The organism is Lentilactobacillus hilgardii DSM 20176 = ATCC 8290 (assembly GCF_000159315.1).
Lineage (GTDB): Bacteria > Bacillota > Bacilli > Lactobacillales > Lactobacillaceae > Lentilactobacillus > Lentilactobacillus hilgardii.
Genome location: NZ_GG669993.1, coordinates 16242 through 39833 on the forward strand (window position 1 = coordinate 16242; position 23592 = coordinate 39833).

The following is a 23592-nucleotide window of genomic DNA, read 5'->3' on the forward strand; positions in this document are numbered from 1 at the left end:
CCAATTACGAAATTAGAAAAGCTTGAAGATTTTATTAAGGATATAAAATCGTAAAGCTTATAAGTAGATTGTACGTTCTAATCCTCGTAAAATGAAGTAAAATATCTGCCAAGGGGGCTGGCTAGATCCATGTCACGAAAAGAAAAGTTCAGCCAACAAAAGAAAATAAAACGCAATCGCAAGCTAAGACGGTTTTCAGCGGTTATTGTTTTGCTGTTGGCTGGTGGATTCATTGGGTCGCACGTTTATTTTCAGAATCATTTTAAATGGACAAAAATTAATGATGTTAACGTGTCGGGTTTGACTGTTGCACAAGCAACAAAAAAATTGAATAAATCAAGAATCGATGAAAGTGGCAATTATTTAGTCGTAAAGGATTCACGTATTAAATTGAATTCAGACGACGTTAAGCAATTATTCAAGCACCGTAGTTCTATGAGTATGTTGACTTCAAAGCAGATGAGTGCGCAAGCTGAAGTCTCTAATAAGGCGTATCATTATCGAATAAAGACACTGTTACCTAAATTTGAAAATCGAGTTGATCAAATGAATATGACCAGAAAACCAACGATTGATTCGACTATTAACCTTTCTAATGGGAAGGTGACTGTTAAAAAGGGTACTCAAGGTACTGAACTTGATAAGGCATCAATGGTTAAGGACTTTAAGAAACAAGCTAAAGATAATTTGTTGATCTCCGTCAAGATGAAGAAGCAGGTTGCTGCTGCTCCTAATAGTGCGACAATCAAGAATCGACAGCAAGCACTACAAAAACGGCTTGATAACAAAGTTACCTTAAAAACATATAATAAGTCGTTTACGTTTGCTGCTAAGAAATGGTTGACTAACGGTGAAGTTACTGCAAACGGCCGTTATAAATTCGACACAAGCAAGGTCACACATTGGGTTTCCAAATTTGCTAATAAAGTTGATACACTTGGAAAATCACTAACTATTTCAAAATCGGGTAAAAAAATTACAATTCCAAGTGGTGGTACCTATGGCTGGAAAGTTAATCGGCAATCTTTATCAAATGCTATTGCAAAAAATCTAACCCAAAAGAATCCCCAAAATGTTAATTTAAAAAATTATGTTTCTGGAACCGGTTACGGTATCAACGGAGTTGGCAAGACATATGTTGCAGTGGATCTAACGAATCTGCAGGAATATATTTATAAGAATGGTCATTTGAAAGCAAAAATTCCGGTGATGTCTGGTACTTTGACGGGTGGTAATGCAACGCCAACGGGGACTTACTTTATTATGTACAAGCAGCGCCATGCCACACTTCGTGGTAAAAATAGTGATGGTTCCAAATATGCGTCACCAGTTGGTTATTGGGAGCCGGTGACACTTTCTGGGGTTGGGTTGCACGATTCGCCTTGGCAACCCGCATCAGTGTATGGTAATCCTAGCGCTCGAGCCCAATATCATTCTCATGGATGTTTAAATAATCCACCATCTCAGATGCCAAAAGTATGGAAGTATACGCATACGAACGAACCTGTTGTGATTTATAAGTAACATGTGGATAAATGCTAAAAAACGATTAGCGTATTATGACGAAAATAGAAATAATTGATTGACCAAATAAAGAGGCTGTTTCATAAAAGCAAAAAATGCTTTTTATGAAACAGCCTCTTTTAAATATAATGGTTGGCATGTTATCTTTAGTCAGTAATTAAAATTTTAATGCCCAAATATAGATTATAAATGAACATGGCCACGTCCACTAAAACAACCAAGACAAGTAGAATAATAAGCATGATCCCGGTTATCTGTGAATTCTTTGTGGTTAGCCCTGTAATGCTAACAATCATTATGGTAAGGATTGTAAGAACCAAAGGGATTAGGTGAAGTAAAAAGGCATTTTTTGCGGTCTCATGCATGTCTTGATGATCAGTTGTGACCAACCATACAATAAACGGAAAAATAAAGGGGGCGAAGATAATCGATAAATAAGATAACGCGTTAACTATTTTGTTTTGAGACATGGTAATTTCCTCCGAGAATAATCAGTCGTCTAGTTTTTATTTGGCATATGATTTGTAAATTGGCGCTCTAAACAAGTCGACATAGCCGCCAGAACCGTGATAATCTCTTAAAACTTTAACTTTTTGTTTATTAATAGTTCGGTAAGTTGTTTTCCATCCACCGTCACTTTGATAGGCTTTATCAGCTAAGGCATTAAACGTATATTTTTCAGAATTGACAATTTTTGCAACCGCTAACTTTTTATAACCTTTCCAATTACTCCGGAATAGTCCGTGGGTTTTTCCTTTATATGTCTGGGTGACCGAGAACTTATTAATATGAGTGACACACATATGACCATTCACGTATGAGTACCAGTTTCCACGCAAAGTTTGTGGCGTGGTGTTATAAATTTTTTCAGTTTTAAAATAGGAAGCACTTACGGAAAATGAATGTGCTAGTTCTCCAAAAGTTCCTAATGTTAATCCGATAATGGGTAATGCAATTAATTTAAAAAGAGTTTTTGTCATTTTAGTTAGTATATCCTTTCATATGATAAGCTCGACTTAATAGCAAAATTGATAACAATGAAACAAGTATATAAGAAATATATCGTTTTTTGAAGGCTGTTGTCAAATTGTTAACATTTGTAATGAAAAAAGAGTTGGCGGTTATAAAACCGGACAACTCTTTTTATGAAGACGGGATGGACAAAATTGACCTTAATTATGATTCTGAATGTTTACTTCGACGGGTAGGGTGATTTTTCTCGTCTTCTTCCAATTTCTTTTGGTACATCTTATCAGTCACATAGGGATAAGTCCATTTAATCATTGCGGACATAATAATTGGTAACGCGATGACCAAGATGATTAACCCAACAATAACAGCAGTAGCAACTTGAATCAATGTTAAGACATTTGATGGAATTAAAGCTGCAAACGTACCGCCCAAAATAATGGCAGCTGAGATAACAACGGTTCCAATAATTGTAGCCGAATGCAGAATTCGGCGACGAACATCTGGAATAGCACTCGCGTCATCTCTATAGCGCATCATTAAGAAGATACTGTAATCAACACCCAACGCGATTAACATAATAAAGCTAAAGAATGGTGTGTTCCAGGTCAACATATCTCTTGCCATTAGGTAGCCGGAAATCCAACGAGTAATCTGTAAGGATCCAAAGTAAGTGACAATTAATGTGCCAATAATTGTCAGTGCTTGAACCAGTGAACGTGTCACGATCATTAGAGCTAATCCAATTCCGATTAACATAATCGCAACTGTACGTAGGAAGTCGCCATTGGCTGTTTTTTGAAGATCAGCTGTTTGTGAGCTCTGACCACCGATTGCAACAGTCGCATTTTTAAGATCGGTGTTCTTCAGCCTGGCTTTTACGTCGGAGGAGATCGTCCGAATACGTTTAGCAGACTGAGTCGTACTTGGATCAGAAGTCAGAACAATTGTCATATTAGTGATTTTACGATTCTTCGACATAAAAGTATCAAGAGATGGTGTAAATGAAGAACTTTTTACCGTATCGGCTGGCATGTAGAAGGTATTGCCAAGATAAGATTTCTGCATTTGTTTTAAATAGTTGTTAACAGTATTAGTACCATTATCAATTTGTCCAAGAGCATTATTAGCTGAAGTTAAGCCCTGTTGCAATTTTTGAGTCTGGGCTTCGAGTTGCTTCATCTTGGTATTCAACTCCTGAACGCCACTATTGACCTGTGCACTTCCACTGGCAACACTTCTTGCTCCGGAAGTAAGTGTGGTACTCTTCTGCTGGAGCTGAGAACTGCCCTGATTCAATCGATTTAAGCCACTTGCAAAAGGTGTTGATTGTGAGCGCAATCTACCGAGGCCTGAAGTAACTGAGCTTGATCCAGCTGCTAATCGGCCGGCACTTTGGCGAACAGATGGAATTCGGCTGGTTCGTCTTTGTAATTGACGAATGCCTGAAGTGACTTGTTGGCTTCCAGTTTGTAGTTGACCAACACCGGAGGTAAGAGAGGAAGCACCTCGGCTAAGCTGCTGAGAACCACTGGAAAGTTGTCCAACACCAGCGGTATAGGTTGAAACACCCTGACTTAGTTGTTGGGCGCCGGCTTGCAGGCTTTTTGCACCATTGGCAAGTTTTTGAACTTGGGCAACATTTTGAGAAGCGTTCGAACTGGCGAGTTGTTTGTTAGCACTCGTTAACCCCTTTTGGACTTTCTTTAAGCCATAATTTGCCTGATTTAAGCCATTTACTAACTTTCCTAATTGGCTTTTAAGATAAAGCTGTTGAATTTTGTCACCGCTTGGTCTTGTAACTGAAGCAACTGTCTTAACGCCTGGCTCGGAATTTAAATACCCGGTCAAATCATCAAGTTCAGCCAGGTCCTTTTGATTGTCAAGAGGCTTTTTACTTTCAATATATAACGTTGATGGTCCAGACATACCAGCAGGATAGTGAGCTTGGATGACTTCATAACCAGCCTTTGATTGGACAGTATCAGGAAGCTCATCGGCATTGTTAAAATTGAGTTGTTGTGTTCCAAAGAACAATAATGGAATAGCCGCGATAACTAATATTCCGACCATCACAAAGGTATGAGAAAGTGTGATTTTAGATAAAAGATTCCAAAGAAAGCTTCGATCGTGGGCTGAAAGGTCTTTGCTTGGCCAGAACAGTTTTTCACCCAACGTCGACATAAAGAACATATTGAAAGTCAGAAGAACGGCCAGTAAAATGGCGACTCCGACAGCAACGGCCACGCCTGAACGATAAAATTCAAATTTAGCAAGCGCCAAGGCGGTGAATCCAATTAGGACGGAAGATCCGCTGTACAAAATGGTTCGACCGGCATGCTTGCGGGCGGTCCTTGCGGCGGACGTTGCATCCAAGCCGTTTTTTATTTCTTCCTTAAAACGATCATAAAGCAGAATATTATAATCTGTTCCAATTCCGAAAAGAACGACGACAAGGAAGACTTGCGTAAAGTTGGAAATCGGAAAATTATATTTATCCGCCAAATTCATGACAACATTTAGGGACATTAAGTATGAAAGACCGACCGTTAGTAATGAAATAATTGGAATAAATAAAGATCGGAAAACAATGATGAGGACAATAAAAATAAAAATTGCGGCAATTATTTCAGTTTTTTGCAATCCTTTTTCAGTAACAGTTGAAAAGTCTTCATTTAAAATATCATTGCCTGTTACATAGGTTCGTAACCCCGGTGTTTTAATCTTGGTTAGAAGTTTATCCGTTTGAGAACGTACCTTGTACTTACTGGGTAAAGTGACCATAACCATTTGAGTCGTTTTATCGTCGGAAGTTAACTGTTTCTTAGCAGCAGAGTTATCTCCGGGACTGGTAACACTATTGGTATGTAAACCGGCATCACTTTTTACAGCATTAGCTGCATCGGTAATTTGTTGTGACTGTTCAGAAGTAATCTTACCGTTCTTATTATTGAAAACCAATATAAGACTTCGAACAGATTTTCCACCAGCAGCCTTTTTTTGAATTTTGTTGGCAACTTCGCTTTCAACGTTTGATGGTAAAGAAATTGCCCCTTTATCACGAACTAATTGCGAGATATTCGGCAGGGTAAAGATAGCAATTAGAGCTAGTCCAAGCCAAATAATCAACGCCAAGACATGTTTTTCACGAAATCTTTGCATTATTTTTTCCCCTTCTCCTAATAATTAATTATAAGCGACTGTTTAAATTTAGACACTTGTATAAGCTATTTGAAAATGATAAACTCAGCATGAAAATGTTGCAAGTCACAATCGGCAACATTTGTTTAGATTTAGACAAAAATCAAAAAATGCAAAAATGAATGAAGTGAGGTCATTATGAAATACGATCTATCCAAAAAGCCCACAAGAGGGGCACAGCGAACACTTGATGCCTTTTTTAATACAATGCTGTCTTTATTGTCTCAAAAGACTTTTGACAATATTAGTGTTAATGAAATATGCAACGTCAGCAATTTTCCCAGGGCAACATTTTACAATTACTTTGACGATAAATATGATTTAGTGGATTATTGTTGGCATGTTTTGGCGGCTGAGATTCAGGTTGACAAAGTCACGAAAGTACATTCTGATAAAGCTTTGATGGTTTATTTTGATCGGTTATACGATATATTCGAAAAAAATCAAAACGTACTCAATCATATTTTAAAAAATAATGATTTTTCAGGAACGCTGGTGACCAGCTTTGTGAACTATCTTAAAAATATGATGCAGCAAATTTTCTATGAATCATTAAACTATTCAAAGCCTGAAATACCAACTCAGTTGATGGCAGATCATTGTAGTGAAACGGTGCTGCTTATTTTGGAATGGATCTTTTTAAAACAAAAGTCAACGACAAAACAACAAGCACACAAATATTTAGAAACGCTATTGGATTAGACTTTCTGTCAAATGATCAAAAGATGACATTATGGCTGTTGTCGCCACCGGCTTCTTGCATACCTGTTATTATAAACGTTATGCAGAGCCATCTCAATGACTATCATGAATCAAAACGGGGATTGGGTTTTCAATATGTTTGTTAACGGATACATAATGTGCTAGTATCTTACCTAACGTGAATCAACTCACGAATATTTTTGATATATTTAATAGTTAAGGAAGTGACATGATGTCCCTGACGGCAGATGAAGCTGCTGCAACAATCGTAGAGTTCCAGCAGAATTTTGAACTGGCCGGTGTTTCTCTAGACACGGCAGCCAAGGATTTACATACCAGCCCGCTGCATTTAGAGCAGGTCATGAATTTAAATGTTACCAGAATCGAAGAGCCATGGATTTTGAGAAATTATTTGGTTAAAATTATTTTAAATCATGAAAGGGAACCCGTTCCTTTTTCAAAGTTAACCGGTAATCCAAAGCGTTACAGATTTTTGAATCATCAATATATTGAAGAAGGAAAGCTTGCGTAGTAGAGAAGAAGCTTAAGTGAACTTCTTTAAGTTGGAAATGAGGTATCAACTTAAAACGAGATATTTTTGATCAGTCTTTTTGACTGAGCTGAAAATATCTCGTTTTTTTAATGCTTTCAATGATTGATTATTTAACAACGGTTTGCATTTTTGATGTCAATTTATCACCTGCAAACATTAAGCTCAACGCTCGTCCATTCTTACCAGTGGCGTATGTAACATTTCTGGCGGACACATTACCGTGACCGGTTAATGATTCTGCGTCGGGGACACCTAATGTTTTGACAACCTGGGTATATGTTTCCCCCTTTTGAACGTTATTAAGGCGATTTTTGGAAATATAACGGCGATTCTTAATGCTTGCTTCAATATAGCCCTTACCGATCGCGTGATCATTTAGAAATTCAACGGTAAGCGCCGAAGCCTTAAAACTTGTTTTTAAATTTGTCCAAGAATATTGAATGGCGGCCTTTTTTCCGGAGTTATTAACCGTAACTCGACTTTTAGAATTTGGTTTTCCAAATGACGTTAAAATGACATTTTTTGAAGTACCAGTCTTTGGCGAGGTAACATTACCGGTTTCAATTCTATTGTAATCTGCTCGACCGATTGCCGATCCGTTACTTGAAACTCTGAAAGATTGGGCTGTTTTTTGGCTCTGGGATTTATTAGGAGTCTTTTCACTGGAATGACCGCATGCAGCAAGTGACATAGTTGTTAAAAGAATCATTGATATTGCTATTATTTTTTTCAATTAAATATCCCCCCGATTAATCTATTTTTGAAGTTGGTACCTAAAGATAAGCATACCAAAAATATTGATTATAGTTACGAAACTTCAGGAAATTTTATTAATTGGATCAGGGGATGTTTTAATTTTTGGTGGGATACATCATAAAGCTGAATTGCGACGCAAAGTTTGAAGAATAAAAGGGGCCTGGGTTGCAGAATAATCATTAATGCAATCTGTAAATAGCAGTGCGTTAAATAAGCAACTGTTTTTTTGTTATAAAGTCTGACATATATTTAATGAATTAGGAAATACTAGACCAAAAAGCAATATTTGTTTCATCACAATGCTATTTATTGGTATGTATAATAATCTGTTGAATTTTAAGAAAGATATTGACAAAAAATAAAATAGGTATATATTTATACTTGTAAATTGATGTTATATGATATTACATGAAATGAGGATTGATTATGAGATTAGAAAAAGATTGTATTGGTGAAATGTTTGTACCAGATGATGCATTGTATGGCATTCATTCGTTAAGAGCAAAACAAAACTTTCCTATTACAAGAGAACACGTTAATTCACTTATTATTGAAAGTTATCTTCAGATTAAAAAAGCTGCAGCACTTGCTAATCAACAAGCCGGCACATTGAATAAAGAAAAAGCGACATTTATTATTTCGGCATGTAACCAGCTGCTACTTTCAAAGGATTTTCGAGCGATGATTGTTCCGGCCATTCAAGGCGGTGCAGGGACCTCGACTAATATGAACATAAACGAAGTTGTTGCAAATTTAGCCATGAAGATTAGTGGAGAAGGAAGCCAAGACCCCGTTTCAATTCATCCCAATGATGATGTGAATCAATCACAGTCAACCAATGATACTTATCCAACTGCCGGGAAGATGGCAATATTAAAGGCTTTGGACCCATTAGAGGACATGTTAAAAGATCTAACACATGCACTTGAACAAAAAGCGGAAGCCTATCGAAATGCGATTAAGGTTGGCCGCACACAACTTCAAGATGCAGTACCGACAACTTTTGGTCGAAGTTTTCAAGCGTATTCCTCAATGTTTAAACGGGATTTGCAGAAAATGAAATCGTTTGAAGCATCGCTTGAACAGGTCAATCTCGGTGGTACTGCGATTGGTACGGGACTTAACGCAAGCGTGTCCTATCGCCAAGCAGTTACTCCGATTTTAAGCCAAGTTTCGCATTTATCATTGACCCAATCGGATGATTTGGTTGACGCCACTCAGAATAGTGATGTTTTTGCAGGATTTTCAGCTATTCTGAAAGGACTGGCGATTAACCTATCAAAATTTTGTAATGATCTCCGCTTGCTGGCAAGCGGTCCTCAAACTGGGTTAGCTGAGCTTTCATTACCAAAGGTTCAGGCAGGATCGTCAATTATGCCTGGGAAAGTTAATCCGGTCATTCCTGAGGTTGTTAATCAGGTTGCTTTTGAAATTATTGGTAAAGACTTGACGGTAACAATGGCAGCCGAAAGTGGTCAACTAGAATTGAACGCGTTTGAGCCGATTATATTTAGAGAACTATTAATTAGTGAAGACCATTTAACAAAGGTCATTCAAACATTAATTGAGAATTGTGTGACCGGTATCAAGGTAAATTTGACACATTGTCAACATGAGGTTGATCATTCATCGATTAGCGCAACCATCCTTTCACCATATTTGGGTTATGAGCAAACGATGGCTCTGATTAAAAAATCTGAAGTGACCCATACGTCAGTTAAACAAGTAGTTAAAATGGCCCACTTACTACCTGATTCATTAATTGACAGCCTATTTTCTCCTGAAGTATTAACTAATTCCAAGCCAATTGAACCTAGCGAATCGGGTTCTTTTGTGAACAGTAATCGATAATTGATAAATATCAATCAATATAACTTTCGGCGAATAATGAAAGACTGCCGGAAGTTTTTTTTGCGAATAAATGATGAGCTAACGAATTTTTAAATACGCCTAAGGCCTTTATTTCTGCACACAATTATAAAAAAGCTCTATACTTAACTTGTTTATCGTTTCAGTAAGTTAAATAACTTATTACGGGGGTGAATTATGGCAAATAATGAATCTACTAAAGTGGACGATGTGGCAAAGAAAAGTCTTGAGGCTTTAATGATTGATTACCAAACCACCTCTCAGGGATTAGCGCAAGAAGAGGCTGATAATCGACTCAAAAAGTATGGGGAAAATACGATCCAAGCTGCAAAAAAGCGTTCAGAGATATTGATTTTTGTTGAAAACTTTACGTCAATGATGGCGATTCTTCTTTGGGCTTCGGGCATTATTGCAATGTTTGCCGGAATGCTAGAGCTGGGTGTTGCTATTTGGACTGTCAACGTTATTAATGGCTGCTTTTCATATTGGCAACAACATGCCGCTCAAAAAGCAACTGATTCTTTAAAAAAGATGTTGCCTTCTTACGTTAAAGTTACTAGAAACGGAAGTGTTAAACAGATTCGGGAAGAAGAGTTGGTACCTGGAGACCTGTTCGCGCTTCAAGCTGGTGATTCTATTCCGGCAGATGCCAGGATATTTAATTGCTCAAACCTGCAGGTAGATGAATCCTCACTAACTGGGGAATCGGTTCCTGTGGATAAGGGAGACCAGTATCAGCACGGTGATGATGAATTTGCTCAAAATAACATTGTTTTTGCCGGAACAACTGTGACGAGCGGTACTGCCAGTGGCATTGTTTTTGCGACAGGGATGACGACTGAGTTTGGGAGAATTGCCCAACTAACTCAAAATCAGAAAAAGGTGATGTATCCACTTCAACGGGAATTAAATCAGTTAACCAGGCAACTGACACTAATCGCCGTTTTAATTGGTGTTGCTTTCTTTCTATTGGCAATCTTTTTTGTTCATTCTCCAATAGCCTCTTCGTTTATTTTTGCGTTGGGCATGATTGTGGCTTTCATTCCGGAAGGGCTTTTGCCAACCGTTACACTTTCTCTTGCTCAAGGCACACAGAGAATGGCAAAGCGCCATGCATTATTGAAGAACCTGAACAGTGTTGAGACACTTGGTGAAACAACAGTTATCTGTTCAGATAAAACAGGGACACTCACTCAAAACCAAATGACTGTTAATCATATCTGGTTGATATCCAAGCAATACGAGGTGAGTGGAACCGGTTATTTTACAAATGGAACTGTGACATCAGCGGGGCAATCGGTCGATATTGGGGAAGAAGCTGATTTAAAAATTCTTCTTCAAATTGCAAAACTTGATAATGATACGGAAGTAACGGAAGGGAAAAAAGACGAAAAATCAAAGATTTTAGGAACACCAACGGAAGCGGCACTAGTGATTTTGTCCAGGAAGGCCGGTATTAATAGTCGTCATGAGAATCAGAAATTTCCTCGCATAAAGGAATTGCCTTTCGATTCAAAGCGAAAATTAATGTCGACGATTTCAAAAGCCCAAACAGGAAATCCAATAATCTATACCAAGGGAGCTCTAAGCAGTGAGCTTCAAATATGTGATCGTATTCTAGATGCTGGACAAATTAGAACAATCACGGATGCTGATCGACAAAAAGTACTTGACGTTAATGAAAAATATTCTAGAGAAGGATTACGGTCACTTGCTTTTTCTTTCCGGGAGGTGGCTGGTCAGGATCCGCTTGTGGGGCAGAAAATTGATGACTATACCATTAAAACAGCCGAAACACATATGGTTTTCGTTGGTTTGGTAACGATGTCCGACCCACCGCGACCGGAAATCTTTGATGCAGTTAAAAAGTGTCATCGTGCCAGCATTCGAATCATTATGGTCACTGGTGATAGTCCTATCACAGCGAAAAGCATTGCGACAAAGATCGGTATTACATCAGACAAAGCTCAAGTTATTACTGGTAATGAATTGGATCAGTTATCTGATAATGACCTTCAAAAGGCAGTTAAAGGTGAGGTTATATTTGCCAGAGTGGCGCCAGAACATAAATTCAGGATTGTCTCAATGTGTCAAAAAAATGGCGAAGTTGTCGCTTCAACGGGTGACGGTGTCAACGATGCTCCGGCTTTAAAACGGGCTGACATCGGAATTGCAATGGGCGTGACAGGAACAGATGTCGCAAAAGATGCAGCGGATATGATTTTAACGGATGACAACTTTGCTTCAATTGTGAGTGCAATTGAAGAGGGCCGAACGGTCTACAGTAATCTACAAAAATTTCTATTATATATTCTCAATAGTAATGTTCCCGAAGCGGCACCTTCGGTTGTGTTTTTGCTAACGAGAGGATTGGTGCCTTTACCATTAACCGTTATGCAGATTTTAACGGTTGATTTGGGCACTGACCTTTTACCTGCATTGGGCCTGGGAATTGAAAAAAGCGAACCGGGGATTATGGATCTTCCACCCCGCCCACAGGACAGTCATTTACTTAATAGATCAATCGTCATAAAGGCGTTTGGATTATACGGGTTGGTTGCTTCAATTATTTCTACCTGTGCCTACTTCTTTGTCAATGGCGTTCATGGATGGCCATCGGTTTCTCTCATGTCTTCTGGAACAGGATATGCCGAGGCAACCACGATGACATTGGGAGCCATTATTTTCTGCCAAATTGCAGCAGCAATGAACTGCAGGACACAGATTTCGTCTGTCTTTTCCGTTGGCCTTTTTAGTAACCGGCGAATATGGCTGGGAATTATTGTTGAAATTGTGTTGCTTGCAGTGTTGATGTATACACCATTTTTGCAGGTAGTATTTAACACGGGGCCGTTGGATCGTGTAGAATGGTTCTTCCTGTTTTGTATTCCAATTCCGTTATTTTTACTCGAGGAGTTGCGAAAATGGATTGTTCGAAAGGTTGCTAGTCGTCATTGATACTGAAAAAAATCCGGTCATTAAATTTTAGGGTTGAAAATGGTGAGTATTGAAAAAGAGTCTGGGTCTAAATTGCCTAAGCTCTTTTTGTTTTCTTTATTTTTGTTGCATATGCAACAAAAATAATGTAACATAAATTTGTTAAAAAAATGATATAGGAAGAGGGATGCATTTTGATTGATATTTTAAGGCCGATCGGTGTGATTGCAAGAGCGCTGGATTCGATTGCAAATGTCGAGTTCAAGCAATTTGATCTATCTAAAGGGCAATATCTATATCTGGTTCGAATCTACGAACATCCCGGAATAATTCAAGAACGTTTGGCAGAAATGATTAAAGTTGACCGAACGACCGCTGCACGGGCAATTCAAAAACTTGAAAAAAATGCTTTTATCAGAAAGCAGTCAGATAACGTCAACAAGAAAATTCGCCGGTTGTTTGTTTCACCAAAGGGAAAAGAGATTGCACCGATGATTCAGAAAGAAAACCAATATTCTAATCAAGTAGCGGTGCAGGGGCTGTCTGAACTAGAGAATAAGCAATTGGCTGAGCTACTTAAAAAAGTAAGCTATCATGTTAATGCTGATTGGGATAAAGTCAAAAAAGGCCAACAGAGAATTTATTAGTATGGCTAAAGGGGGAAGTTAATTGGCAGTATTATTAAGAGAGTGTACGTTGGCAGATGTTCAAGCTCTTCAAAAAATTAGTTGTGAAACGTTTACGGATACGTTCGGAGATGTCAATACCCCAGAAAATTTAGAGAAGTACTTAGCCAATGCATATAGCATTCGGCAATTAAAGAGCGAATTGTCTGATCCTGAATCGGCTTTTTTCTTTATTTATCAAGAGGATCAGTTAGCGGGTTATCTTAAAGTAAATTTTGGCGATAATCAAACCGAAGAATATGGAACAGATAAACTCGAAATTCAACGAATTTATATTCGAAAAGCATTTAAACATTTAGGTCTCGGGACGCATCTAATGCACAAAGCTTTTGAAGTTGCCAATCAGCTGCATAAACATCATATTTGGTTGGGCGTTTGGGAAAATAATGTAGCAGCCCAAAAATTTTACCGGAAGTTAGGATTTAACCAAATTGGTGACCATGTTTTTACGCTTGGCGACAATCGTCAACGAGACATTATTATGTCGATTGATATCTAATTGGAGGATCAAAAAATGAAAAAATTTATTGTTGATGATCAATTTTGGCGTTTATTTCCGGAAGCTCAAATAGATACTTTAACGCTTCGTGGAATCGATAATCATGACAAGGCAAGGGATCACGCTTATTTTCAGCAGCTTTTGGATGAAGCAGCAAGGGAATCTGAACAATTTATGACAGAAGGCATTTTTCGGAAGAACCCGGTTGTTGACCAATGGCGGCAGGCCTATCGACAATTCAAGACGAAAAAAGGGGCTCGCTCATCAATTGAAGCGCTCTTAAAGCGGGTTGACCAAGGCAGAAGTTTCTCACCAATTTTTCCGTTAGTGGACATCTATAATAGTATTTCGCTTAGATATGGTGTTCCGGCGGGAGGAGAAGATTTGAACGCCATTCAGGGAAACCTTCACTTAGGGGAAGCAAAGGGCGGCGAAGACTTTTTCCCACATGGCGCGGAAGAAAATTCACCGGCTTTACCAGGTGAGGTTATTTATTATGACGATCAAGGGGCGGTCTGCCGTTGCTTTAACTGGCGTGAAGCTCAGAGAACGGAACTTACCGAGTCGACGACTGATTCCGTATTGGTCATTGAATCAATCAATGCTGAGCAGGCAAAACGTGCAGATGAGGCAATTGAAGCGTTACATCAACTTTGTAAAGAGAGGTTTAAGGTGCCTGGTCACATCCAGAAAGTAACACGTGACAATCGGGAAATACAACTAATAAAATAAAAACAATCTAAGATTAGATCCAGAGTGGGACAAAAAAGGTTAACTTCCAGAATGCAATTGGATTATCCTGAGATTCGGGGCTTGAATAGTGGGATGCGATTGCACGGCAGTAAGTTACCCTTTTCTACACGTCTTTGCTCGGTCATAATCGTGATGAAATTAAAAAGGGGCTGGACAAAATGACTTTTGTCTCGGCCCCTATAATTATTATAGTTATCATGATTGAACTAAATACCTGAAAGAAAACAGATGATTATGTTGGTAACGCTATATAGATAGCTGGGAATCAGCTTATTTATACTTATTTGCGATATTATAGGTGACTTTTCCCTGATTTACTTTCAATAAAGTCTGCTTCTTACCGTCCCTGGCAGTCACTTTAAACTTTGAGTAAAGTTGATTGGAATAAACGTGTTTAAATGAATTTGAACGGCGCTGTACACGTGTAACAAACGTATTCCAAGTTGTGGGTTTACCCGCTTTTAAATCTTTGACGGCCTTACCAGAGTTTGAGACTTTAATAGAAACGCCCTTATTTTTATCAACTTTAATTTTTGGCTTCTTACCAAACGGGGTTTTATCCTGTGTGTTAAATAAGTATTGATTTAACTCACGTCCGACCGTTTTATGCCCTGGACCATCTTGTAAACGGCATGAAGTGGCAAAGACAATAATAATCAAAAAAGCGCCAATTAACATTGCAATCCGACCAAGTGGCGTATCGTTCCACTGAACGATTCTTTCAACTCGTGAGTTACCGAGCTCGCTTTCACTCAGCCAAGGCTGTTTGGCGCCACAATATGGGCAAAAGTTTGCGTAAGCGGGAATTGTTTTCCCACACATGACGCAAACTTTAGTTTTCTCCTGCGACATTCTAACTTCCTCCAATATGTACCTAAATACCTTCAATCATTCATTATAGCAAATCTGACTTAATACGACTATAATGCATCCCTAAAACTCGGCCCAATAATTATTATACATCCGGTTATTCTTAAATGTGTCTTTTCAACAAAAAAGACTGCAACCTGTAATATTCAGGAAGAAGCCCATTTTTAGGATGAAATTTAACTTTTAGGTAAATGTTTGTCAATAAATTCCTTGACGGGAAGCCGAAAATCGAGGTAGTATTTTTCAATGTCTTCACGTGACCAATTCCACCAGGCGATTTTTTCCATATCAGTCTTTACTTCGTCTGGAAAACGGTCCTTAATTGGTTTTGCAGGGACACCACCCACAATTGTGTACGGTTCGACATCTTTAGTGACAACAGCGCCTGAACCAATGACGGCACCATCACCAATGGTCAAGCCGGCTTGGACAATTGCACCATGACCGATCCAAACGTCATTGCCAATGGTCGTTCTGACGTGGGATCTTTTTTCCAGAAAATCTTTATCTGGGTTGTCGAATCCGTATGCGCCGCCATTATATAATGAAATGTGTTGGGCCGGTCGATCATAGGGATGGTTAGTTGGTCCGATTCGAATCATTGCAGCCATACTGATAAATTTTTTTAAATCGCTATTTTGAATAAAACAGTATTGACCTGTATACGTATAATCACCTATTGTACTATTGTCGATGAGATTACTTGCACCAATTTCAACCCATTGACCGAAAGTTGTGTTTTTTGTTTGGCTATTTTTTCCAATCGTTGGCTTATCCTGTGATAATCTGACAAAATCAATATGCATAAAGCTCAACTTCTTTCTCTCAAAATTTACTACTGGTATATTATAATATTCTTCAAAAAAAAGGAAGCTAAAAGGAGCTTAAAATGATGTATCAAGTTAAAAAAATCGATCCCTTCAATGTCACTGACTTTGCCGGCGATGTTTTTCAAACATCCGATACAGAAACACCCGATGCAGTACTTGTGAGAAGCTCTCAAGTTGATGATTCTTTAATTACGAAGCGTTTATTGCTGGTCGCACGTTCAGGAACCGGTACCAACACCATCAATATTGATGCCTGTACCGAAAACGGCACTGCAGTTTTTAATACTCCTGGGGTAAACGCCAATGCAGTTAAGGAATTGATCATCCAAAATTTATTTCGTTGTGTGCGTCCTTTAAACGAGGCGATCTCAATGATTGATCAACTTCATGTGGGAAATGAAGAAAGTCTTCAAGAAGCTGCTGAGTCGCAAAGAAAAGATTACATTGGTCAGGAGCTTTACGGTAAAACACTTGGCATTCTTGGGCTTGGAACTATTGGTCAGCAATTGGCGGATGCCTGTTATCATATGGGAATGCAAATTATTGGTTATAATCGCAGTTTCAAAAATTTACGCCATGTTCAACAACTGGAAACAATTGAAGAAGTGATGGCACTTTCGGATTTTGTAGTTTTACTATTGCCATTGACACCGCAAACAGAGCATTTGATAACGGCTGAACAGTTTAAACTGATGAAGAAATCGGCCTTTTTGCTGAACTTTGGTCGTGGCGAGCTTGTTGATAATCCGGCAGTGGTTGACGCCTTAGATCATGATGAATTTGCCGGCTATGTGAGCGATTTTCCCAAGGCGGAACTTCAACATCATTCAAAAATCACATTATTACCACACTTGGGCGGCAATACAACCGAGGCTTTAACGCACAGTGCTAATTTAATTTTACAAAATTTATTGGACTTCCTTGAAAATGGGACTGTTCGCTCATCAGTTAATTTTCCACGTGTTGACTTACCGTTTATCAGCCCGCACCGATTAACCTTCTTTTTTAAAACACAGGAGAACGTGATGGCTAAAATTTCGTCATTACTAAATAAACGCGCTTTGCCGGTTATGGAAATGATGAATAATAACCAAAATGGGTTTGGCTACACGATTGTGAATACGGATTTTTCAGATTTTTCAGACGAACAAGTTACAAATTTAGTCGAAGAGTTTGCATCAATGAAGGGCATGCTTCGGGTCCGCAAACTAGACCATTCAAATATAGAAAATTGGCAAACGGATTAGATTAATTTAATTGCTAATTTGAGGCTGAGAGTGTTGAAAAGGCATCTCAGCTTTTTGTATGCTTTTTTCATAAATCCTCGATTTTTGCCAGATTATTGTTTCACGATCCAGAAATTTGTTTAAGATTGTGAAATGGTTACGGAGAGTAAAAGTTTGTAAATATCAATCTCAGTTTTACGAGGGAAATGATGAAAATAACCTTGCAAAAATACGCTAGGTGCGTTACAAATAGAGATGTAAGCGGTTGTTACAAAAACGTTGAATGGAAGATTAAAGGATGACCAAGTAGTCAGAACAAGTGCAAAGATAATCATTTAAGTAACGACTTTGTGAATAAGCTTCCATTTTTTATTTGTTAATGATTGCTCATTTAATAACAAATTTAACGATTATGGAGATGTGATTATGCGAATTAAAGCAGCGGTTGTAAACAAGAAGGACGGCAAGTTCGAAATGAAGAACGATGTCGAATTAGCTGACATGCAGGCTGATGACCTTCAAGTTCATATGGTTGCCTCGGGTATCTGTCATTCGGACGAGGCTTTGCGTAAAGGAACAGCTGAAATTGGTTACCCAATTGTTCTTGGACATGAAGGGTCAGGAATCGTTGAGAAGGTTGGTCCGGAAGTTAAGGACTTTAAACCCGGTGACCATGTTGTTCTGTCGTTCTATGGCTGCGGAAATTGTATTAATTGCTTAAAAGGTATTCCAACTCAATGCTTGAATTATGCTGCAAATAATTTGTCGGGTGTTCGTCCTGACGGAAGTGCTCATTTTACTGAAAATGGTCATGACGTTGCCGACATGTTTGATCAATCATCATTCACGACAACAACGGTTGTTCGTGAACGTAACGCCGTTAAAGTTTCAAAAGATTTGGATTTGCGTCAATTGGGACCTTTAGGGTGCGGATATGTCACAGGCAGTGGGACTGTTTTCAATACACTGAAACCGGAACCAGGTTCAACAATTGCTGTATTCGGTACTGGTGCTGTTGGCTTGGCAGCAATGATGGCCGGCCGTATCTCAGGATGCACAAAAGTGATTGCCATTGACATTGTGCCTTCACGCCTTAAGTTGGCAAAAGAACTTGGCGCAACCGATGCTATTAATAGTAAAGATGAAGATGCTGTTGAAGCCATCAAGAAATTAACGGATGGGCATGGTGTCGATTATGCCGTTGACACAACGGGTGTTAAGAAGGTCATGGAAGATTCCATTCAAGCATTGGCTCAAGGCGGTACAACAGCAACTATCGCGGTTACTGATCAACACATTGATTTGGATACTTGGAATGATCTTTGCACAAGTGATCGCAAGATTGTCGGTGTTAACATGGGCGATTCAATTCCTCAAGTTGATATTCCGCGTTTGATTCGTTTCTACAAGTTGGGCATGTTTGATTTTGATAAGACTGAGAAATTCTACAAGTTCGATGACATTAATCAAGCCAACACTGATTCTGTCAGTGGCAAGACAATTAAGCCTGTCTTGGTAATCGACGATGATTACAAACCGGGGGACTAGTTTTAGTTAGTCATGTTTAATGATTGTTGACATTGAATATTGAAAAAGCATTTTTTCCTGCCATCAAGTCTTTTCGACAGGATAAATTGGAAAGGAAGCACAATATTATGGCACAAAATGCTGTAGCATTAAAACATTATCAAATGTACATTAACGGAGAATTTAAAGATTCAGAGTCAGGTAATATGTTGACGGTACTGAATCCTTCAACGGGAGAAGCAATTTCTACTGTTCCAAGTGCAACCCGTGAAGAAACAAAAGAAGCAATTGATGCGGCTTATGAAGCTGAAAAATCATGGAAGAAGGTTCCGGCTGCTACTCGTGGCCAATATCTTCACGATGTTGCAACAGAAGTTCGTAAGCAAAAGGATCACTTAATTGAAATGCTTCAAGAGGAGCAGGGAAAGATTAAGTCCTTAGCGACAACTGAAATCTTGTTCTCGGCTGACTACTTTGATTATATGGCTAGTGCCGCTCGGACATACGAAGGCGAAATCCTTCAATCCGACAACAAAAATGAAAACATTATGATTGCTAAGCAACCAATTGGTGTCGCTGCCGGGATCTTACCATGGAACTTCCCATTCTTCTTGATTGCCCGTAAAATGGGTCCGGCTTTGGTAACAGGTAATACCATTGTTATGAAGCCAAGTTCGGATACACCTAACTTGGCACTTGAATTTGCTAAGATCTGTGACAAAGTTGGTATTCCAAAGGGTGTTGTCAACATTGTTTCAGGACCGGGTTCGGTCGTTGGTGATGAGTTAACTCGAAACAAGAAGATCGGTATTATCAGTTTGACCGGTTCTGTTGAATCAGGCAAGCGCATTATGGAAGGTGCTGCCACTCATATGGCCAAGGTATCACTTGAATTAGGTGGTAAAGCACCAGCCATTGTTTGCAAGGATGCCGATATTGATCTCGCCGTACAATCAATTATTGACTCTCGAGTCGATAACAATGGTCAACTTTGCAACAACTGTGAACGGGTTTACGTTCAAGAAGATGTTGCGGACGAATTTATCAAGAAGTTGTCCAAAAAGATGTCTGAGATTACGGTTGGCAACCCAATGAAAGATGAGAAGATCGGTATGGGACCATTGATTAATCAAGCAGCTTTGGATAAGGTTGCCGGAATGGTTGATCGTGCTGTTAAAGCCGGTGGCAAGATCACGGCCGGTGGTCACAAGCTGAATATTGAAAATGGATTCTATTACGAACCAACTGTCATTACCAACGTTAAACAGGATTCCGAAATTGTTCAAGACGAAATCTTTGGACCGGTTCTTCCTGTATTAACCTTTAAGACATTGGATGATGCCATTGAAATGGCTAATGACAGTGACTTTGGATTGACTTCATCAATCTTTACTGAGAATTTGGATAACGCAATGCGTGCCGCAAATGAACTTGAAGACGGTGAAACCTATATCAACCGCTTCAATTTTGAAGCTATGAATGGTTCTCACTCCGGCTGGAAAGAATCCGGTATTGGTGGAGACGATGGTCGTCATGGTATTGAAGAATACTTGAATACCCACGTCATCTACCTGCAGGGTCATCCTGAAAAGGCTAATGGTTAATTTAGAAACAGATAGTTAATCTGCTATCTCAATAAAAAGAAGTTGAAAACACTGTTGTGTGTTTTCAACTTCTTTTGTATCCGAAGAAAATGGTCAAAGGACTGATCACCAATCGACATTTTTCTATACTAATTGTAAAGGCTTTGGAGGGATTTTGATGTATAAGATGATTGCGTTTGATTTAGATGGCACAGTAGCCGAAACTTTTCCCGTGATTTTTGATTCATTTCGCAAAATCGTTTATAAATATACGCACAAGCGAATTGATGATCAAACCATTTTAGCGACTTTTGGAGCAAATGAGATTGGGATGTTAAACCAATTGATCCCCAATGCGCCAGACAGAATTTTAAATGATTTTTATCAGCAATACAATGCCAGCCACGCTACATTAACCGAACCGTTTTCCGGCATAAATTCTTTAATTGACATGCTGGCAGCTCACCACGTGCAAACGCCAATGGTAACCGGGAAAGGATCTGTTAGCTGCCGGATCAGTCTAGAAACTTTAGGGCTTCAAAACCGGTTTTCACCAATTCTGATCGGATCCTCAACGGGACCGAATAAGAGCGAAAATTTTCAGAGATTACTATCTCAATATCAATTAGCATCGGATCAAATGGCCTATGTTGCGGATACGGTTGGCGATATTGAAAGCTGTAGAGCCGTTGGAATTGACTGTTATTCAGCAGCTTGGTCGAAGTATGCAGATGTTGATAAGCTTCAAGAGGCAAACGCCACTACTTTTCGATCAGTTAACAGCTTAAATGACTTTTTGAAAAAAATGATATAAGTCAGTTAAAACGTAGAATGATTTCTGTTTGACAGCTTTCAACCTTGATTAATTGTTTTGATCAAACGTATCCCCCAACAATTGAATGACCATACTTGGATGGTCTCCGGGGGTGGCTCTGTAAACGGCGTAATCGCCTGGTTTTAAATGATCATTTTGCAGCGTTGCCGAACCTACAACACTAAAACCCGCAACTTCATAATAAGCATGGCCATCTACCGATTCGTCTGTTAAAGTGACGTCCACGGAGTCAAGGGGCGCAACATCCAACGACGCGCGTCGTAATGCTAAATACTGGTAGCTGACATCATCAACCGTTAAGGTTATTTCATTATCGTTGCAGGGCATATTAAAAGTTTCTTTCAATTTAAGTAACTTCCTTTTCAAGTAGGCAAATAAGTACGATCTATCTATTATTGTAACCGTCCTATTGGTTTAAAAGTACACTAACGCTTAATTGGTGTTAACGATAGTGCTAATAAAAAGCACCCAATTGACCACCACAAGGTCCATTGGGTACTTATCAGTCAATAATTAATGAACAATCTCTTTAAACATTAGTTTTCCAGCTATATCTCGACCACTTACGGTCATTAAAAGGGGCAGATCGCCTATGATTTTAAAGCCGTATTCTTTATATAAATCAATTGCATGAAGGTTGCCAGAAATAACGTCCAGGTAGATACCGTGCAGTTTCCAATCATTAGCTGCCCAGTCAATGACCTGTTCCATTAGTGTACTGCCAATGCCCTGATTCCAAAAATCCTGATCTACTGAAACAGCGAGATCCCCGCGATTGATGTAGCGAGGTAAGTTCCTTCTGGAAAGTTGAGCGAGGCCAACAATCTCCTCATTTTCAAACGCAGCGAAGAACACTGTTGCATTCGCATCGTGCATTTGATCAGAAATTTTAATTTCATCTAAATATTTATGAATATCTTTTTGACTGTAACTAAGGTTATTAGTCTGACCACTAACCTTCATTAAGTGACGGTAAATTAAATCAGCATCTTTAGGTTCTGCCATTTGAATTTTGGCCATCAAGAATTCTCCTTGTCTATATTTATTATCTTTTTAATTGGTGTTTGTCAGTTGAAAGAGGGAAGCCTCTTCTAAAAGCAGTCATTAAAAAATTCAGCAATGGTGGTGTGATTTTTAACTCGTTCAAATCCCGTAAGGAGAAAGTATAGCGAATTGCCTGTTCATCTTCAGCCTCAACTTTTTGAACCCATTGTGGTTCTCGAATTAATTCACGACCCATTGCGGCAAAGGAAACACCTGAATCAATTAATTTTTCCACTTGAGCAGGTGTTGCCAAATGTCCAACAACGATGAGGGGTAAATCGTCAGCTAAAACAGCTTTAATTTTCTCAAATACCGGCCGCTGGTCACTTGTGTCCACAATTGAGCTTTCCCAAGCATCTGCTAACGAAAGGTGCAGGTAATCAATCGGCTTGTTGTTTAGCTGTGAAACGAGTGCGATTGTATCTGAAATCCTGATCCCGGGTTCTTCGATTTCTTCTGGAGAAATTCGGTAACCGAGAATAAAAGGCGAGTCGGCAAATTGCTTAATGGTGTCGGCACAGGCATCAACAACTGCCAACGGAAACCTCATGCGGTTTTGTAAGGAACCGCCCCATTGGTCTGCCCGCCGGTTGGAGTGGGGACTAAAAAATTGTTGAAGAAGATAAGTGTTGGCACCATGCAGTTCAACACCGTCGAAGCCGGCTTCTATTGCGAGTTTAGTCGCTTTTGCAAAATCCTCAATGGTTTGAGTGATTTCTTTCTCGGACAATGCCCGTGGGGTTTCAGCGCCATGTCGAAGTGCGGAAACAGCACTTGCAGAAACGGGTTGTTGGCCGCGGAGTACTTTTGAGTTAGTCATCCGACCGGCGCTAAAGATCTGTAAAATAGCTTTAGTGCCATTCATCTTAATAGCATTTGCCAGTCGGGACAAGCCCAGAAGCATACTTTTATCAGCAACACTTAGTTCGCCCTCAAAGCCCTTTCCCAAGTCATTAACGTTGGCACAACCGGTAATTAACATGCCAACACCACCGGTGCGCAATCGGTAATAATTAATTTCATCGTTGGTAATTGACCCGTCTTCAAAACTGGACTGTTCTGTCATTGGTGACATGACAACCCGGTTTTTTATTTTAACACCATTTCGAAGTGTATCAGGTTTTAAGAACTTGTATTTAGTCATTAAACGACCCCCATTGTAGTAATCAACAAGCACAATACAATTTTAGCATAAAAGTCAAATTAAGATGGATTTGAAAAACGCATT

At 39.1% G+C, this 23592-nt stretch carries 21 protein-coding genes; 12 read left to right on the forward strand and 9 right to left on the reverse strand.

Translation table 11 applies throughout. From position 1 onward, the window contains the following. Positions 1-129 precede the first annotated feature (129 nt). Positions 130-1524 carry a L,D-transpeptidase family protein gene (locus HMPREF0519_RS04210; protein WP_003634932.1) on the forward strand — a complete coding sequence of 465 codons (1395 nt, stop codon included), beginning with the start codon at positions 130-132 and terminating at the stop codon, positions 1522-1524. 146 nt (positions 1525-1670) lie between these two features. On the opposite strand, the gene HMPREF0519_RS04215 is transcribed toward HMPREF0519_RS04210, so the two are convergent. From HMPREF0519_RS04215 to HMPREF0519_RS04225, 3 genes are all read right to left on the reverse strand, one after another. After that, positions 1671-1994 (reverse strand): magnetosome magnetite crystal formation protein family, encoded by a 324-nt coding sequence (locus tag HMPREF0519_RS04215; protein ID WP_003559760.1) that lies wholly within the window; start codon positions 1992-1994, stop codon positions 1671-1673. A gap of 36 nt (positions 1995-2030) precedes the next feature. Further along, positions 2031-2504 (reverse strand): hypothetical protein, encoded by a 474-nt coding sequence (locus HMPREF0519_RS04220; RefSeq protein WP_003634935.1) that lies wholly within the window; start codon positions 2502-2504, stop codon positions 2031-2033. Positions 2505-2700: 196 nt separating this feature from the next. Further along, positions 2701-5655, reverse strand: a complete 2955-nt coding sequence (locus HMPREF0519_RS04225; protein WP_003634938.1) for an MMPL family transporter — start codon at positions 5653-5655, stop codon at positions 2701-2703. 177 nt (positions 5656-5832) lie between these two features. On the opposite strand from HMPREF0519_RS04225, the gene HMPREF0519_RS04230 reads away from it, so the two are divergent. Continuing rightward, the gene (locus tag HMPREF0519_RS04230) at positions 5833-6396 is read left to right on the forward strand and encodes a TetR/AcrR family transcriptional regulator (RefSeq protein ID WP_003634940.1); all 564 of its coding nucleotides are present in this window, start codon (positions 5833-5835) and stop codon (positions 6394-6396) included. A 229-nt stretch (positions 6397-6625) separates the two neighbouring features. Next, the gene (locus HMPREF0519_RS04235) at positions 6626-6928 is read left to right on the forward strand and encodes a DUF2316 family protein (protein WP_003559768.1); all 303 of its coding nucleotides are present in this window, start codon (positions 6626-6628) and stop codon (positions 6926-6928) included. Positions 6929-7055: 127 nt separating this feature from the next. Here the strand turns inward: HMPREF0519_RS04235 and HMPREF0519_RS04240 are convergent, their stop codons facing one another. Continuing rightward, positions 7056-7682: a DUF3862 domain-containing protein gene (locus tag HMPREF0519_RS04240; protein ID WP_225429163.1), complete on the reverse strand. Its 627-nt coding sequence runs from the start codon at positions 7680-7682 to the stop codon at positions 7056-7058. 449 nt (positions 7683-8131) lie between these two features. Here HMPREF0519_RS04240 and HMPREF0519_RS04245 point away from each other — a divergent pair, with 449 nt between their 5' ends. The 5 genes from HMPREF0519_RS04245 to HMPREF0519_RS04265 all read left to right on the forward strand — a co-directional run bounded on the left by HMPREF0519_RS04245 (position 8132) and on the right by HMPREF0519_RS04265 (position 14428). After that, the gene (locus HMPREF0519_RS04245; protein ID WP_003634945.1) at positions 8132-9556 is read left to right on the forward strand and encodes an aspartate ammonia-lyase; all 1425 of its coding nucleotides are present in this window, start codon (positions 8132-8134) and stop codon (positions 9554-9556) included. 195 nt (positions 9557-9751) lie between these two features. Beyond that, complete coding sequence (locus HMPREF0519_RS04250) at positions 9752-12532, forward strand: cation-translocating P-type ATPase (protein ID WP_003634947.1); 2781 nt, start codon at positions 9752-9754, stop codon at positions 12530-12532. A gap of 173 nt (positions 12533-12705) precedes the next feature. Further along, positions 12706-13158 (forward strand): MarR family winged helix-turn-helix transcriptional regulator, encoded by a 453-nt coding sequence (locus tag HMPREF0519_RS04255; protein WP_003634949.1) that lies wholly within the window; start codon positions 12706-12708, stop codon positions 13156-13158. Positions 13159-13180: 22 nt separating this feature from the next. Then, positions 13181-13696 carry a GNAT family N-acetyltransferase gene (locus tag HMPREF0519_RS04260; RefSeq protein ID WP_081447193.1) on the forward strand — a complete coding sequence of 172 codons (516 nt, stop codon included), beginning with the start codon at positions 13181-13183 and terminating at the stop codon, positions 13694-13696. A 15-nt stretch (positions 13697-13711) separates the two neighbouring features. Further along, on the forward strand, positions 13712-14428 hold the full coding sequence (locus HMPREF0519_RS04265) for a B3/B4 domain-containing protein (protein WP_190870488.1): 717 nt from the start codon (positions 13712-13714) through the stop codon (positions 14426-14428). Between the two features lie 291 nt (positions 14429-14719). Here HMPREF0519_RS04265 and HMPREF0519_RS04270 read toward each other — a convergent pair whose 3' ends face one another. Together HMPREF0519_RS04270 and HMPREF0519_RS04275 are read right to left on the reverse strand one after the other, a co-directional pair. Further along, positions 14720-15301 (reverse strand): zinc ribbon domain-containing protein, encoded by a 582-nt coding sequence (locus HMPREF0519_RS04270; protein WP_003634953.1) that lies wholly within the window; start codon positions 15299-15301, stop codon positions 14720-14722. A gap of 194 nt (positions 15302-15495) precedes the next feature. Next, entirely contained in the window at positions 15496-16125 is a 630-nt protein-coding gene (locus HMPREF0519_RS04275) for a DapH/DapD/GlmU-related protein (RefSeq protein ID WP_003553432.1), read from the reverse strand. Positions 16126-16208: 83 nt separating this feature from the next. On the opposite strand from HMPREF0519_RS04275, the gene HMPREF0519_RS04280 reads away from it, so the two are divergent. From HMPREF0519_RS04280 to HMPREF0519_RS04295, 4 genes are all read left to right on the forward strand, one after another. Further along, entirely contained in the window at positions 16209-17396 is a 1188-nt protein-coding gene (locus tag HMPREF0519_RS04280; RefSeq protein WP_003634955.1) for an NAD(P)-dependent oxidoreductase, read from the forward strand. Positions 17397-17801: 405 nt separating this feature from the next. After that, the gene (locus HMPREF0519_RS04285; RefSeq protein WP_003634957.1) at positions 17802-18923 is read left to right on the forward strand and encodes an NAD(P)-dependent alcohol dehydrogenase; all 1122 of its coding nucleotides are present in this window, start codon (positions 17802-17804) and stop codon (positions 18921-18923) included. A gap of 107 nt (positions 18924-19030) precedes the next feature. Continuing rightward, positions 19031-20506, forward strand: a complete 1476-nt coding sequence (gene aldA, locus HMPREF0519_RS04290; RefSeq protein WP_040472743.1) for an aldehyde dehydrogenase — start codon at positions 19031-19033, stop codon at positions 20504-20506. 157 nt (positions 20507-20663) lie between these two features. Continuing rightward, complete coding sequence (locus HMPREF0519_RS04295) at positions 20664-21299, forward strand: HAD family hydrolase (RefSeq protein WP_225429164.1); 636 nt, start codon at positions 20664-20666, stop codon at positions 21297-21299. Positions 21300-21347: 48 nt separating this feature from the next. On the opposite strand, the gene HMPREF0519_RS04300 is transcribed toward HMPREF0519_RS04295, so the two are convergent. The 3 genes from HMPREF0519_RS04300 to HMPREF0519_RS04310 all read right to left on the reverse strand — a co-directional run bounded on the left by HMPREF0519_RS04300 (position 21348) and on the right by HMPREF0519_RS04310 (position 23508). Beyond that, positions 21348-21686, reverse strand: a complete 339-nt coding sequence (locus HMPREF0519_RS04300; RefSeq protein ID WP_003634963.1) for a hypothetical protein — start codon at positions 21684-21686, stop codon at positions 21348-21350. Positions 21687-21833: 147 nt separating this feature from the next. Next, positions 21834-22340, reverse strand: coding sequence for a GNAT family N-acetyltransferase (locus tag HMPREF0519_RS04305; protein WP_003634965.1), 507 nt, complete (start codon positions 22338-22340; stop codon positions 21834-21836). Between the two features lie 25 nt (positions 22341-22365). After that, a complete protein-coding gene (locus HMPREF0519_RS04310; protein WP_003634966.1) occupies positions 22366-23508 on the reverse strand; it encodes an NADH-dependent flavin oxidoreductase in 1143 nt (380 codons plus the stop codon). Positions 23509-23592: the final 84 nt, after the last annotated feature.